This is a genomic window from Pseudomonas sp. SAS7 (genome assembly GCF_052112345.1).
Taxonomy (GTDB): Bacteria; Pseudomonadota; Gammaproteobacteria; order Pseudomonadales; family Pseudomonadaceae; genus Aquipseudomonas; species Aquipseudomonas putida_Q.
The window spans coordinates 43,230-56,881 of sequence record NZ_JBEGGO010000003.1 but is presented as its reverse complement, the minus strand read 5'-3'; the positions used below and the strand labels follow the sequence as shown (position 1 = coordinate 56,881).

The window sequence follows — 13,652 nt, the reverse complement described above, 5'->3', positions numbered from 1 at the left end:
GGCAAACGGTGCCAGGTCGCCTCGATGCTTTCGGTTCCACGGTGTGAAACCAGATTCGATTGTGCTTCATCTCTCCTCGCGCTTATCTGTCAGCCAAGCACGACCTGCCTTACCCGTCGTGACCTCAAGGCGAACAACAAGAACGGGAAACCACCCGCGCGAGGAGACTCTACATGTCCCGACATCAGCACATCCTGGCCTGGCTGAACGACGTGGCCAGCGACCTGCATGCAATCCGTCACGATATCCACGCCCACCCGGAACTGGGTTTTGAAGAAAGCCGCACCTCGGCGCTGGTCGCCCGGCTGCTTGAGGCGTGGGGCTATGAAGTGCACACCGGCATCGGCAAGACCGGTGTGGTCGGTGTGCTGCGCAATGGCAGCAGCACACGCCGGCTGGGCTTGCGCGCCGACATGGACGCGCTGCCCATCCACGAAGCAACGGGCGTGGCCTACAGCAGCCAGCACCAAGGTTGCATGCACGCCTGCGGCCATGACGGGCACACCACCATGCTGCTGGGCGCTGCGCGCTACCTGGCGGCAACCCGGCGGTTCGACGGCACGCTGACGCTGATCTTCCAGCCGGCCGAGGAGGGCCAGGGCGGTGCCGAGGCGATGCTGGCCGACGGCCTGCTGGAACGCTTCCCCTGCGATGCGCTGTTCGGCATGCACAACATGCCCGGGCTGCCGGCCGGGCATCTGGGTTTTCGCGAGGGGCCGATGATGGCCTCGCAAGACCTGCTCACGGTGACCCTCGACGGGGTGGGCGGCCATGGCTCGATGCCGCACCTGACCGTAGACCCGCTGGTGGCTGCGGCCAGTGTGGTGATGGCGCTGCAAACCGTGGTGGCGCGCAACATCGATGCGCAGGAGGCTGCGGTGGTCACCGTCGGCGCGTTGCAGGCCGGCGAAGCGGCCAACGTGATTCCGCAACAGGCGCTGTTACGCCTTAGCCTGCGTGCGCTGAACGCCGAGGTGCGGGCGCAGACCCTGGAACGGGTGCGGGCAATTATCGTCAGCCAGGCCGAAAGCTTTGGCTGCCGTGCCAGCATCGAGCACCGCCCGGCCTACCCGGTGCTGGTCAACCATGCCGCAGAAAACGCCTTCGCCACGCAGGTGGGGGTGGAGTTGCTCGGTGCCGAGGCGGTGGATGCCAACACCCGCAAGCTGATGGGCAGCGAGGACTTTGCCTGGATGCTGCAACGCTGCCCGGGCGCCTACCTGTTCATCGGCAATGGTGTATCGCGCCCGATGGTGCATAACCCGGCCTACGACTTCAACGACGACATCCTGCTGACCGGTGCCGCCTACTGGGGCGCGCTGGCAGAGCGCTGGCTCGCGCCCGCCTGACCTTTCCTTTTTGACGACTGCCGCTGGAACCCGGGCGCGACCGCGCCTGGGCGATCACCCAATCCTTGTGTGGAGTGTTCCCTATGCAGACTTCGAGCACCGGCGTGTCGCGTACCCGGCAAGTGGTCGCCGCCGTTATCGGCAACGCCCTGGAGTGGTACGACTTTATTGTTTACGGCTTTCTGGCCAGCATCATCGCCCGGCAGTTTTTTCCGTCCGACGACGAGTACGCCTCGCTGCTGATGGCCCTGGCCACCTTTGGCGTCGGCTTTTTCATGCGCCCGGTGGGTGGCGTGTTGCTGGGCATGTACTCCGATCGCAAGGGCCGCAAGGCGGCGATGCAGATGATTATCCGCCTGATGACCGTGTCGATCGCCATGATCGCCTTTGCCCCCGACTACCTGGCCATCGGCATGGCCGCGCCGCTGCTGATCGTGGTGGCGCGCATGCTGCAAGGGTTTGCCACCGGTGGCGAGTACGCCAGCGCCACGGCGTTTCTGGTGGAGAGCGCGCCTGCACACCGCAAGGGCCTCTATGGCTCGTGGCAATTGGTGGGGCAGTGCCTGGCGGTGTTTTCCGGGGCTGCGATGGTGGCCCTGGTGACGCACTTGTGTTCGCCTGAGGCGCTGGACAGCTGGGGCTGGCGCATCCCGTTCGTGCTGGGCCTGCTGATCGGCCCGGTCGGGTTGTGGATACGCAAGCATATGGAAGAGCCCGAGGAGTTCGTCGAGGCGCGCCGCCAGGCCAAGGGCCAGTCACCTAGCCTGTGGCAAGTACTGCGTGAGCATCGGCGCAGCCTGCTGGTGTCGATGGGGCTGGCCTGTGGCGCCACGGTGTCGTTCTACGTGGTACTGGTGAACATGCCGACCTTCGCCCACAAGAGCCTCGGGCTGCCGCTGGACCAGGTGCTGCTGGTGCAGATGCTGGCCGTGGGGCTGATGACCGTGGTCATTCCTCTGGCAGGGGCGTTGTCTGACCGGGTGGGCCGGCGCCCGGTGCTGATGGCTTTCACCTTGGCCTTTTTCGTGATGGTGTACCCACTGTATGTGTGGGTGGCCGCTGCGCCTTCGCTGGAGCGCCTGCTGGTGATGCAACTACTGCTGTGCACGGCCATCGGCGGCTTCTTTGGCCCGGCCCCGACCGCCCTGGCCGAGCAGTTCCCGGTCGAGGTGCGCTCCACCGGTGTCTCGGTGGCCTATAACGTAGCGGTGATGGTGTTTGGCGGCTTTGCCCCGTTGATCGTCACCTGGCTTACCAAGGTGCTCGCTACCCCGGTGGCACCGTCGTTCTACGTGCTGTTCGCCTGCCTGCTGACGCTGCTGGGTACCTATTGCCTGAAAGAAGCACCCCGGGCGGGCAAGCCTGCCACTTTCAACCTTGGAGTAAAACCGTGAAGCCGTTAGCCATCGACCCCATCGTTGCCCTTGATGCCCAAGCTTTGTCCCAGGCCATCCATGCCCGGCAGGTATCGTGCCGGGAAGTGATGCAGGCCTACCTGGCGCATATCGAACGCTGCAACCCGCAGGTCAACGCACTGGTGTCGCTGCGCCCGGCCGAGGCGGTGTTGGCCGAGGCCGATGAGCGTGACCGTGAGCTGACGCGAGGCCATTCCCGCGGCTGGATGCACGGCATGCCACAGGCGATCAAGGACCTGGCTGCCACTGCCGGGTTGCGCACCACCCTGGGCTCGCCGTTGTTCGCCGAACAAGTACCTGAGCATGACGCCATCAGCGTGGCGCGGGTGCGGGCGAGCGGGGCGCTGATCGTTGGCAAAAGCAACGTGCCGGAGTTCGGCCTCGGTTCGCAAACCTATAACACCCTGTTCGGTACCACCACCAATGCCTACAACCCGCAGCGGGTGGCCGGCGGCAGCAGTGGCGGGGCTGCAGCGGCGCTGGCCATGCGCCTGCTGCCGGTGGCCGACGGCAGCGACATGATGGGGTCGCTGCGCAACCCGGCGGCGTTCAACAATGTGTTCGGGCTACGCCCATCGCAGGGCCGTGTGCCTCATGGTCCGGCACCCGAACTGTTCGTGCAGCAGCTGGCTACCGAAGGGCCGATGGGGCGCAGCGTGGTGGATGTGGCGCGGCTGTTGTCGACCCAGGCAGGCGTTGATGCACGGGTGCCGCTGTCGCTGAGCGAGGGCCGCCGCGATTTCGCCGCAGGGCTGCAGCGCGATTTTCGGGGTGTGCGGGTTGGCTGGCTGGGTGACTACAACGGCTACCTGCCGATGGATGACGGGGTGTTGGGCCTGTGTGAAGCAGCGTTGGCCGATTTCGCCGAACTGGGCTGCCGGGTCGAGGCTTGCCAGCCTGCATTCGACCCGGCGCGCTTGTGGCAATGCTGGCTCACCCACCGCCACTTCCTGGTGCACGGCAACCTTGGCGCTGCCTATGCCGACCCAGCCAGGCGCGCCTTGCTCAAGCCCGAAGCACAGTGGGAGGTAGAGGGCGCCTTGCAACTGAGCGCGGCCTCGCTGTACCAGGCCTCGCTGGACCGCAGTGACTGGTACCGCGCCTTGGCCAACCTGTTCGAACGTTACGACTACCTGCTGTTGCCGTCCGCCCAGGTGTTCCCTTTCGATGCAAAACTGGCGTGGCCGACGGTGGTCGGGGGGCGGGCGATGGACACCTACCATCGCTGGATGGAGGTGGTGATCGGGCCGACCCTGGCCGGCTTGCCGAGCATCAGTGTGCCGGTCGGCTTCAACAGCGCCGGTTTGCCCATGGGCCTGCAAATCATAGGCCCGGCCCAGGCCGATCATGCGGTGTTGCAACTGGCATACGCCCATGAGCAGCTGACCCGGTGGGTTGAGCGGCGCCCGCCACCGTGCCTGCAGGCCTGATGAAAGCACTGGGCAGGCGCGGTTCTTGCTGGCTATGCTGACCATCCAGCTACAGGGAGGTCATACCCATGGGCATTACGGCAGACAGTGGCGGCGTGCGTTCGGTGGAGCGGGCGCTGGCCATTGTCGACCTGCTGGGCGAGCACCAGGCGCTGGGCCTGGAAGAACTGCATTACCTTACCGGCCTGCCCAAGGCCACGGCGTCGCGCATGCTGGCCACCTTGCAGGAGCAGGGCTGGGTCTACCGTGGCCTCAGCGACCGGCGTTATCGCCTGTGCGCGCGGCGGCTGTTCGGTGACCGGCAGATGCGCTTCAAGCGGCGCCTGGTGGAAAGTGCTGCACCGATGCTGCTGGACCTGAGCGAGCGCACCGGGCTGGTGGTGGACCTGTCGTGTTTCGACGGCGAGCGGCTGGAGGTGATGGAAAGCGCCATCCCTCAGGTATTGCGCAAGCGGTACCCGCATACCTGCCAGATCGTCGGCCACCATGCCAGCCTGTTTCACTCGGCAATGGGGCGGGCCTGTCTGGGTGAGCTGGCGGTCGATGAAGTGCAACGCCTGGCGGCCCATGAGCGGCTGCGCGATGACACGGTGCTGCGCAACATCGAAGAAGACGCACACAAGGGCTTTGGCCAGCGGACAGAAGGGTACTGGGAGTACCCGGTGCGCTTGCCATTCCTGATCCGCGCCATTGCGCTGCCGGTGCATGCCGAAGGGCGCCTGGCCGGGAGCATTGCCTTGCACTGGCCGCTGGATCAGGCGCCGGTTGAGCGAGTAATGAATTTGCACCTGAGCAGCCTGGCGACCACGGTAGACGATGTGCAGCGGGCCTTGGCGATCTAGTGCTGACTTGTGCCGGCCTCTTCGCAGCACAAGGCTGCTCCTACATCAGCACGCGATACCTGTAGGAGCAGCCTTGTGCTGCGAAGAGGCCAGTGCAGGCCACAGCAAAAGCCGGCAGATGTTACTGGCCCTCGCGAAACCCGCTAGGGCTCACCCCCGCATGCTTGCGAAAGAACCGGCTGAAATACCCCACATCGGCAAACCCCAGCTCATGGGCGATCTCTTTCACACTCAGGCTCGAATGCCCAAGCATGCGCTTGGCCTCCAGCACCAGCCGGGCATTGATCACGTTCATGGGCGTCATGCCCAGGTGCTCCTGACACAACCGCCCCAGCGTAGCCAGGGTCATGCCGAGCTCGGCGGCGTAGTCCGCCAGTGGCCAGTGCGCGCGGTAGTGCATGTCCACCAATTCACGGAAAGCGGTCAGCTGCTGGCTGCGCCTTGACACTGGGCGCAGCCCACCGTGGGGCATGTGCGGTTCATGGCGCAGCACCTGAATCAGCAACGTCAGCAACAGCGCCATGCTGCTGGCCACATGCTCACGGGCGCGGTTGTGGTACTCCTCGCGCAAGGCCATGCACAGCGGCAGCAACGGGTCTTCGTCGGCTGCCCACGACGGCAGGGCGATCACCTGTGGTTTGCGCACCTGCACCAGCAGGTGGGGTGCCAGCACCTGGGTAATGCTTTCCAGCGGGTGCTGGGCGGCGGTGATCACCAGGCCCTCGACCTGGTCAGCCCAATGGAAACCATGCACCACTTGCGCCGGTACATAGACCACGCAGGGTGCCTGTACCTGGAGCCGGTCACTGTCGAACAGTACTTCACCGCCGCCGCTTTGCAGGTACAGCAGCTGCAGCAAGCCTTCATGACGGTGCGCGGCAATTTCCCAGTTGTGTGCGCCAGAGCGTTGGGAGATCTGCTCCACATGCAGGGCTTCATGCCACACCGGTTGCGCGGTTTCACCGTACAGGGCGTAGTTGGGGATCTTGTTCATGTTGTTGTAATTGTTCTGTTCGGTTCCTGGCTACTGTGCCACAGCTGCCTGCAGGCTTCAGGCGGCAGGGCGAAAATTGTCGGGAATGTGGGGCTGGTTGCAGGTTTTGTCCATTCTGCCGTTGTGCCTGCCGGCCCTAGGCTGTGGCCCAGATGAAGCGACACTCTGGAGAGCAGCATGCACAACAACAAGATCCCCTCTCAATGGCTGGGCCTGGACTCGGCCGTCTGTGTGGTAACCGGTGCCGCCGGTGGTATTGGCGCGGCGCTGGCCGGCGCCCTGGTCGGGCAGCACGCCCATGTGGTCCTGCTGGACCGTGACCTGGACAAATGCCGTGAACTGGCTGCCACCCTAGGTGAACACAGCGTCGGTGAGGTCAGCGCCCTGGGCTGTGACATCGCCGACCCGGCCAGCGTGGAGCAGGCCGCCGCTCAGGTTCAGGCGCTGCATGGGCGCTGCGATGTATTGGTCAACAATGCCAGCGTGCTGCGCCCCGGTGCGCTGGACGGGCTGGGCCTGGAGCAGTGGAACCAGGTGCTGGCGGTCAACCTCACGGGCTACCTGTTGTGTGCCCAGGCCTTCGGCCGTTCGATGCTGGCCCGTGGCCAGGGCCGTATCGTGCACGTGGCCTCGATCGCCGCCCATTACCCGCAACCCAATAGCGGTGCCTACAGCGCGGCCAAAGCCGGGGTCAGCATGCTGTCGCGGCAGATTGCCGTGGAATGGGGGCCGCGCGGTGTACGCAGCAATGCAGTCTGCCCGGGGTTGATCCGCACACCCTTGTCCGCAGCGTTTTATGCCGACCCGCAGATCGAACGCCAGCGCAGCGCCATGACCGCCAACCAGCGCATTGGTGAACCGCAGGATATCGCCGAAGCCGTGCTGTTCCTGGCCAGCCAGCGCGCCGACTACATCAACGGTGCAGAGCTGACCGTGGATGGCGGCCTCGAAAGCATGCCCATGGCGCTGATCCCGCGGCCGGGCTTTGAGGGGGCACGCGCATGACCACACGTAACTGCGATGTGCTGGTTATCGGTGCGGGTGCGGGTGGCCTGGCGACCGCCATTACTGCAAAGAAGCATGGCCTTGACGTGATCGTCATCGAAAAAGACGACTGCTTTGGCGGTACCACGGCGTTTTCCGGCGGTGTGTTGTGGGTGCCCGGCAATAGGCACGGCGCCAACGACAGCCCTGAGGCGGCCATGACGTACCTGCGCAACGAAACCGGTGCCTGCTTTGACGCGGCCGGGGTCGAGGCATTCTTGCGCTACGGGCCGCAGATGGTGGACTTTTTCGAGCGGGAAACCGCCGTGAAGTTCGTGCCCACGCTGTACCCCGACTATCACCCACAAGTCGAGGGTGGCGTCGATGTGGGCCGCTCGATACTGGCCGCACCTTACGACATCCGCGGCCTGGGACCGGACATGGCCCGCCTGCGCCCGCCACTGAAGACCATCACCTTCATCGGCATGATGTTCAACTCGTCGAATGCCGACCTCAAGCACTTCTTCAACGTTACCCGCTCGTTGACTTCGTTCGTGTATGTGGCCAGGCGCCTGCTCACCCACCTGAAGGAGCTTGCCCTGTATCGCCGCGGTACCCAGGTTACCAGCGGCAATGCCTTGGCGGCGCGGCTGGTGCGCTCGGCATTGGACCTGGGCATCCCGCTCCTCACCGGCACCCCGGCGCGGCAGCTGCTGCGCGACGGTGGGCGGGTGGTGGGGGCACTGGCCGGGCAAGGCGACATCGAACTGCGCATTCAGGCACGGCGCGGGGTGGTGCTGGCCTGTGGTGGGTTCTCCCATGACCTGCAACGGTTGCGCCAAGCCTACCCACATGTGCGCAGTGGTGGTGAGCATTTTTCACCGGTGCCAGCGGGTAATACCGGCGATGGCGCTCGCATGGCCGAGGCGCTGGGAGCCAAGGTGGATATCCGCCTGCAAGCGCCAGCCGCCTGGATGCCCGTGTCGAAGGTGCCGGTAGGTGCCGGACGATACATCGCCTTTCCGCATCTGCTGGACCGCTACAAGCCAGGTGTGATCGGGGTGCTGCGCTCTGGTCGGCGTTTCACCAACGAGTCCAACTCCTACCACGACGTGGGCGCAGCGCTGATCGAGGCTTGCGCCGGGCAGGCGGAAACCGCCATGTGGCTGGTGTGCGACCGTCGCACCCTGGCCAAGTATGGCCTGGGCTTTGCCAAGCCTGCACCGATGCCGCTGGGGCAATTGCTGCGTAACGGCTACCTGCTCAAGGGCCAGACCCTCGCCGAGCTGGCAGGCAAGGCTGGTATGGATGCACAAGGGCTGGAGCGGACCGTGCGCGAGTACAACCTTGGCGCAGTACAGGGCGAGGACCGCCAGTACGGCCGCGGCAGTACCAGCTTCAACCGCTACCTGGCAGACCCACAGCAACAGCCCAACCCCTGCGTGGCGCCAGTGGGCGAGGGGCCGTACTTTGCGGTGAAAGTCATCATGGGCGATCTGGGCACCTTCGACGGGCTGCGCACCAGCGTGGTCGGTGAAGTGCTGGCCGCCGACGGGCAGGCCATCGAAGGGCTGTATGCGGTGGGTAACGACCGTGCCAGCATCATGGGCGGCAACTACCCCGGTGCCGGCATTACCCTCGGGCCGATCATGACCTTTGGCTACATCACCGGGCGCCACCTGGCTGGTGTGGCGCAGGGGCTGGCGGCGGCGGGCAATGCGCGGGAGGTGGCGTGATGGACAAGGCAGTGGTCGATCACCGCATCTATACCATCCGGCCGCGCTGCATGGCGGCCTTTCTCGAAGCCTTCGACCAGTTGGCGATGCCGATCCTGCTGCGCCACCTCGGCGCACCGCTGGCGTTCTACACCAGTAGCATCGGGCCGCTGAACCAGGTGGTGCACCTGTGGGGTTATGACAGCCTCGATGACTTTGAAAAGCGCAGCGCGGCGCGGGATGCCGACCCGGATTTTGCTGCTTATCTGCATGCCACCCGTGACCTGGTGGTGGCGCAGGAAACACGGATCATCAGGCCTGTGTATCTGCGCAGCCTCGACAGGCAGTGATGTTGCCTGTGCTGGCGATTGGGCCGCAACGCGGCCCCGAAACACCGTCATAAAAACAACAACAGGTGATACCCATGAACAACACACTTGACGTGCGCCAACTGATCGACCAGCAACCCATCGGCCGCTACCAGAAATGGGTAGTGTTCCTCGGCTTCCTGATCATTGCCCTGGACGGCCTGGACGTGGCCATCATCGGCTTCATTGCCCCGCAGCTGAAAAGCGACTGGGGCCTGGATGCGCAAAGCCTGGGCCCGGTATTGAGCGCTGCGCTGATCGGCCTGGCCCTTGGCGCGCTGATTGCCGGCCCCCTGGCTGACCGCTACGGGCGCAAGGCGGTATTGCTGTGCAGCGTGCTGCTGTTCGGCATCTGGACCCTGGCCTCGGCCTTTTCCCCAAACCTGGAAACCCTGGTCGCGCTACGTTTTCTTACCGGCCTGGGCCTGGGTGCTGCCATGCCCAATGCCAGCACCCTGGTCAGCGAATACGCCCCGGCGCGCAGCCGCTCGCTGCTGATCACCCTGGCCTTTTGCGGGTTCTCCCTGGGTGCGGCGATGGGTGGTTTCGTCAGCGCCTGGATGATACCCAACCTGGGTTGGCGCAGTGTGCTGGTGCTGGGCGGGGTGTTGCCGCTGTTGGTCCTGCCGTTGCTGTATTGGCGGCTGCCAGAATCGGTCACCTTCCTGGTCAGCAAAGGCGCAGACCGCCAGCGCATTCTGGCCATTGTCCGCCGCCTGGCCCCTGAACATGTCAATGCCGACAGTACATTCGTCATGCCCGCCAAACCCCAGGGCACTGGCGGCGCGATTGGCACCATCCTCTCGCCGCGCTACCGCTTTGGTACCTGCATGCTCTGGGCTGGCTACGTGCTGGCGCTGTTCCTGGTGTACCTGTTCAGCGGCTGGCTGCCGACACTGGTGAAGGAGGGCGGAGGTTTTTCGGTGTCTGAAGCCGCCATTGTCACGGCCTGTTTCCAGATCGGCGGCCCGGTCGGGGCAATTTCAACAGGTTGGGCCATGGATCGCTGTAACCCGCAGCGCGTACTGATGCTCACCTTTCTGTTCAGTGGCGCGGTCATCTTCACTATTGGCCAGGTGGTAGGGGATTTTGCCTGGCTGTGCGCCATTGCCTGCGCCGTCGGCTTTGGGCTGAATGGCGCGAGCGTTGGCATGAATGCATTGGCGGCGGCTTTTTACCCCACCGAGGCACGGGCAACCGGGGCCAGCTGGATGAGCGGCATCGGGCGCATTGGCGCCGTGCTCAGCGCCTTTGCCGGGGCCCAGATGCTGGCGCTGGGCTGGAGTTTTGAACAAGTGTTCGCTTCGCTGCTGTTGCCTGCTGCGCTGGCGGCATTGGCAGTATGGCTGCAGGGGCGAAATGCTGCGCTACGGTTTAGCGCTCAAGGCTGTACATCCGGCACTCCGCCAGCAACGCCAGCAGGTTCGGCTCCCGCTCCCTAGCCTTCAGAAACACCACGCCAATGTGCTGCTGCAAGCGGTATTGCGGCTTCAAGGCAATCAGCCGGACGCGGTTTTCGTACACCGCCGCGATACGCCCGGGCAGCAGGGCAAAGCCCACACCCGAGCTGACCATGCTCAGCAGGGTGAAGATGTCATTCACCTGCATGGCTACCTTGGGCTCGAAGCCGGCCTGCTGGAACACCCGTGCGCCATCGCGGTGGGTGGCGAAGCCCTGGGTCAGGGTGATGAAGGTGGAGTCGGCAAGGTCGGCCAGATCCACCTCGGCCTGTTCGGCGAAGGGCGAGTCGGTGGGGACAGCTAGGAAGATGTCGTCGGAGAACAGCGGCAGCTGCTCGCAGGCCGGGTCGCTGACGCTTTCGTCGAGTGACACCAGGACAGCTTCCAGCTCGTGGTTTTTCAGGCGCTGCAGCAAGTCGACGTTGGAGCCCAGGGTGAGGTCGATGTTCAGCTCGCTGCGGCGCAGTTTCAGGCCCATGACCAGTTTGGGCACGGTTTTTACCGTCAGCGAGTAGAGCGCACCCAGGCGGAAGCGCTCGGCGTAGAACCCTGCGGCTTCGCGGGTCTGGCGCACCATCTGCTCGGCGTCCTGGATCAGCTGCCGGGCTTTCTTTTCCAGCACGTAGGCGCTTTCCAGCGGGATCAGCTGGCGGCCTTCGTGCTTGAACAACGGGCAGCGCAGGGCGCTCTCCAGCGAGTGGATGGCGCGGTGCACGCTGACGGCGCTGGTGGATAACTCGGCAGCCGCCCGGCCGAGGTTGCCGCTGCGCATGAAGGCGAGAAAGGTTTCCAGCTTTTTGAGGGTCAGTTCTTCGTCGATCAGCATGGGGGCCTGGGTGAGTATGGCTATAGAGTTATGGGGTGTTTGAAATCGAGCGCCGCCCGCGCGGCGCTTCGCAGCACAAGGCTGCTCCTACATCTGTTTCGGGCCAGTGACGCCTGCGCCAACGTGCGCGACCGCCTTGTTTATTCGACACGGTATCGAGGTGAACACCAAAGGGCCGCGCGCCTTGACCCCAGGAATCATTGGCCCGAAACAGATGTAGGAGCAGCCTTGTGCTGCGAAGCGCCGCGCGGGCGGCGCTCGGTCTCAAACACACCCCACACCTCAAGCCATACGCTCGATCAACGCCCACAATGCCGGATCATTGAAATCATTCACTACCAGCTTGGCACCCGCCTGCAGCAACCGCTCCGGCGTCTGCGTCGTGGCCACGCCCACGGTAAATATCCCCGCACCACTGGCGGCCGCCACCCCCGGCAGTGAATCCTCGAAGGCCAGCGCCTGCCCGGCCTCGGCGCCCAGCCGCCGCAGGCCGGTGAGGTAGGGCAGCGGGTCTGGCTTGGGCCGCGCCAGTTCCTCGGCCACCAGCACATGCTCGAAATGCTGGCCAAGGCCCATGGCGTTCAGCATGTGTTCGGCGTTAAGCCGCGGTGCATTGGTCACCACGCACATGCCTATGTCATGGGCCTTGGCATGCTCCAGCAGGCGCAACAGGCCTGGCATCGGTTCAAGAGACGGCGACAGGTCGCGGAACAATGCTTCCTTGCGATCGGCCAGCGCCTGGCACTGCTCGACGCTCGCGCCTATGAACAGCTCGGCGAACAGCTCGCCGTTGGCGCGGCCGCTGACCTGGGCATCGAACTGCTCCTGGCTCAGCTCACGGCCGTCCTGTTCACGCAGCAGTTGGCGAAAAGCCTGCAGGTGCAGGGTATCGGTGTCGGTGAGGGTTCCGTCGAGATCGAACAGCAGGGCGGTCAGCATGGGGTATCCAGATCAAGAAAACACAAGCCAGGGGATCATAACCAAAGCTGGCGACAAAGGGGGCTGTTCAGCGTGCTCCGAAAAGAGTACAAATGTTCTCCATGGACAATCTTACCCCTAAACGCCGCGCTATTTTCGAATTCATCCGCGAGCGCATTGCCGATCAAGGGCAGCCACCGAGCCTGGCGGATATCGCCACGCGCTTCGGTTTTGCTTCGCGCAGCGTTGCGCGCAAGCACATCACCGCCTTGTGCCAGGCCGGTTATATCGATGTCACGCCGAACCAGGCGCGGGGCATTCGCCTGGCCGAACCGCTGCGTCGGCCGGAAATCCTTGAAGTGCCAGTGTTGGGCCAGGTGGCGGCGGGTGCCCCCATCGGCCCGGACCTCGATATCCACGAACAGCTGCTGATCGACCCCAGCCTGTTCCGCCGCACCCCTGACTACCTGCTTAAAGTGCGTGGCGATTCGATGGTCGACGACGGCATCTTCGACGGTGACCTGGTCGGTATCCTGCAACAGGCCGACGCCCGCGATGGCCAGATCGTGGTGGCGCGCCTGGACGGCGAAGTGACCATCAAGCGCCTGCAACGCCAGGGCAGCGGTTACCGGCTGTTGCCGCGCAACCCGGCCTATGCACCCATCGATGTGCAGCCTGAACAGGATTTTTTCATCGAAGGCGTGTTCTGCGGCCTGCTGAGGCGTGACTGATGGGCGCAGTGGTCGACCTCGACAGGCTGCTCGATCAGCGCCGTGTCTGGCGCGGTCGGCAGGCCCAGGCACGGCCACTCGGCTTGCAGCCGACCGGCCATGCGGCCCTTGACGAGCGCCTGCCTGAAGGCGGCTGGCCGACGGCGGCACTCAGCGAGTTACTACTGGCCAGCCCCGGTTGCGGCGAACTGCAACTGCTGTGGCCCACACTGGCGCGGCTGAGTACTGAAGGCAGCCGGGTAGTACTGGTGGCGCCGCCGTTCATCCCTTACGCACCGGCCTGGCAGGCAGCCGGGGTAGACCTGCGCTGGCTGGTGCAGGTAGATGCCGCCCCTGCCGATGCCTTGTGGGCGGCCGAGCAGTGCCTGCGCTCGGGCAGTTGCGCGGCGGTGCTGTGCTGGCCTGAACGTGCCGATGACCGGGCCCTACGGCGTTTGCAGGTGGCTGCGGAAACCGGCCAAGCGCTGGCATTCGCTTGCCGGCCGCATCAGGCAGCACACAACCCATCGCCGGCAGCGCTGCGCATTGCCGTCGACACCCGTCCCGCGCAGTGGCGTGTGTTGAAAAGCCGGGGTGGCATGCCTCCGGCGCTGCCCATTGCCTGCCAGGGGAGGGGCTGA

Annotated in this window: 13 protein-coding genes; 10 read left to right on the top strand and 3 right to left on the bottom strand. The window is 64.8% G+C overall.

Going from position 1 to position 13,652, the window contains the following annotated elements:
- Positions 1–173 precede the first annotated feature (173 nt).
- The 4 genes from ABI582_RS06100 (at position 174) to ABI582_RS06085 (ending at position 5,036) form a co-directional block, all read left to right on the top strand.
- Positions 174–1,349: a M20 aminoacylase family protein gene (locus tag ABI582_RS06100; protein ID WP_442118654.1), complete on the top strand. Its 1,176-nt coding sequence runs from the start codon at positions 174–176 to the stop codon at positions 1,347–1,349.
- An 83-nt stretch (positions 1,350–1,432) separates the two neighbouring features.
- Entirely contained in the window at positions 1,433–2,743 is a 1,311-nt protein-coding gene (locus ABI582_RS06095) for a citrate-proton symporter (RefSeq protein WP_063424149.1), read from the top strand.
- Positions 2,740–4,194 (top strand): amidase, encoded by a 1,455-nt coding sequence (locus ABI582_RS06090; RefSeq protein ID WP_442118653.1) that lies wholly within the window; start codon positions 2,740–2,742, stop codon positions 4,192–4,194. Before ABI582_RS06095 ends, ABI582_RS06090 begins: the two co-directional genes overlap by 4 nt.
- 68 nt (positions 4,195–4,262) lie before the next feature.
- Entirely contained in the window at positions 4,263–5,036 is a 774-nt protein-coding gene (locus ABI582_RS06085) for an IclR family transcriptional regulator (RefSeq protein ID WP_442118652.1), read from the top strand.
- 121 nt (positions 5,037–5,157) lie between these two features.
- Here the strand turns inward: ABI582_RS06085 and ABI582_RS06080 are convergent, their stop codons facing one another.
- Entirely contained in the window at positions 5,158–6,030 is an 873-nt protein-coding gene (locus ABI582_RS06080; RefSeq protein ID WP_442118651.1) for a helix-turn-helix domain-containing protein, read from the bottom strand.
- A 177-nt stretch (positions 6,031–6,207) separates the two neighbouring features.
- Between ABI582_RS06080 and ABI582_RS06075 the strand changes: the two genes are divergently transcribed.
- The 4 genes from ABI582_RS06075 to ABI582_RS06060 all read left to right on the top strand — a co-directional run bounded on the left by ABI582_RS06075 (position 6,208) and on the right by ABI582_RS06060 (position 10,539).
- Positions 6,208–7,035 (top strand): SDR family NAD(P)-dependent oxidoreductase, encoded by an 828-nt coding sequence (locus ABI582_RS06075; RefSeq protein WP_258651532.1) that lies wholly within the window; start codon positions 6,208–6,210, stop codon positions 7,033–7,035.
- The gene (locus ABI582_RS06070; protein ID WP_442118650.1) at positions 7,032–8,750 is read left to right on the top strand and encodes an FAD-dependent oxidoreductase; all 1,719 of its coding nucleotides are present in this window, start codon (positions 7,032–7,034) and stop codon (positions 8,748–8,750) included. Before ABI582_RS06075 ends, ABI582_RS06070 begins: the two co-directional genes overlap by 4 nt.
- Positions 8,750–9,079, top strand: coding sequence for an NIPSNAP family protein (locus tag ABI582_RS06065; RefSeq protein ID WP_338744084.1), 330 nt, complete (start codon positions 8,750–8,752; stop codon positions 9,077–9,079). The genes ABI582_RS06070 and ABI582_RS06065 overlap by 1 nt, the downstream gene beginning before the upstream one ends.
- Positions 9,080–9,153: 74 nt before the next feature.
- On the top strand, positions 9,154–10,539 hold the full coding sequence (locus ABI582_RS06060) for an MFS transporter (protein ID WP_442118649.1): 1,386 nt from the start codon (positions 9,154–9,156) through the stop codon (positions 10,537–10,539).
- On the opposite strand, the gene ABI582_RS06055 is transcribed toward ABI582_RS06060, so the two are convergent.
- Positions 10,472–11,383 (bottom strand): LysR family transcriptional regulator, encoded by a 912-nt coding sequence (locus ABI582_RS06055; RefSeq protein WP_442118648.1) that lies wholly within the window; start codon positions 11,381–11,383, stop codon positions 10,472–10,474. The genes ABI582_RS06060 and ABI582_RS06055 overlap by 68 nt on opposite strands.
- Positions 11,384–11,665: 282 nt before the next feature.
- A complete protein-coding gene (locus ABI582_RS06050; RefSeq protein WP_338744081.1) occupies positions 11,666–12,322 on the bottom strand; it encodes an HAD family hydrolase in 657 nt (218 codons plus the stop codon).
- Positions 12,323–12,414: 92 nt separating this feature from the next.
- Here ABI582_RS06050 and lexA point away from each other — a divergent pair, with 92 nt between their 5' ends.
- Both lexA and imuA read left to right on the top strand, forming a co-directional pair.
- Positions 12,415–13,032 carry a transcriptional repressor LexA gene (gene lexA / locus ABI582_RS06045; protein WP_338744080.1) on the top strand — a complete coding sequence of 206 codons (618 nt, stop codon included), beginning with the start codon at positions 12,415–12,417 and terminating at the stop codon, positions 13,030–13,032.
- Positions 13,032–13,652, top strand: coding sequence for a translesion DNA synthesis-associated protein ImuA (gene imuA / locus ABI582_RS06040; protein WP_063424160.1), 621 nt, complete (start codon positions 13,032–13,034; stop codon positions 13,650–13,652). Before lexA ends, imuA begins: the two co-directional genes overlap by 1 nt.

Coding starts and splice junctions, on each gene's coding strand:
- ABI582_RS06075 (WP_258651532.1), top strand. CDS start 6,208: ATGCACAACAACAAGATCCCCTCTCAATGGCTGGGCCTGGACTCGGCC.
- ABI582_RS06065 (WP_338744084.1), top strand. CDS start 8,750: ATGGACAAGGCAGTGGTCGATCACCGCATCTATACCATCCGGCCGCGC.
- ABI582_RS06055 (WP_442118648.1), bottom strand. CDS start 11,383: ATGCTGATCGACGAAGAACTGACCCTCAAAAAGCTGGAAACCTTTCTC.
- ABI582_RS06100 (WP_442118654.1), top strand. CDS start 174: ATGTCCCGACATCAGCACATCCTGGCCTGGCTGAACGACGTGGCCAGC.
- ABI582_RS06060 (WP_442118649.1), top strand. CDS start 9,154: ATGAACAACACACTTGACGTGCGCCAACTGATCGACCAGCAACCCATC.
- imuA (WP_063424160.1), top strand. CDS start 13,032: ATGGGCGCAGTGGTCGACCTCGACAGGCTGCTCGATCAGCGCCGTGTC.
- ABI582_RS06050 (WP_338744081.1), bottom strand. CDS start 12,322: ATGCTGACCGCCCTGCTGTTCGATCTCGACGGAACCCTCACCGACACC.
- ABI582_RS06080 (WP_442118651.1), bottom strand. CDS start 6,030: ATGAACAAGATCCCCAACTACGCCCTGTACGGTGAAACCGCGCAACCG.
- ABI582_RS06070 (WP_442118650.1), top strand. CDS start 7,032: ATGACCACACGTAACTGCGATGTGCTGGTTATCGGTGCGGGTGCGGGT.
- ABI582_RS06095 (WP_063424149.1), top strand. CDS start 1,433: ATGCAGACTTCGAGCACCGGCGTGTCGCGTACCCGGCAAGTGGTCGCC.
- ABI582_RS06085 (WP_442118652.1), top strand. CDS start 4,263: ATGGGCATTACGGCAGACAGTGGCGGCGTGCGTTCGGTGGAGCGGGCG.
- lexA (WP_338744080.1), top strand. CDS start 12,415: ATGTTCTCCATGGACAATCTTACCCCTAAACGCCGCGCTATTTTCGAA.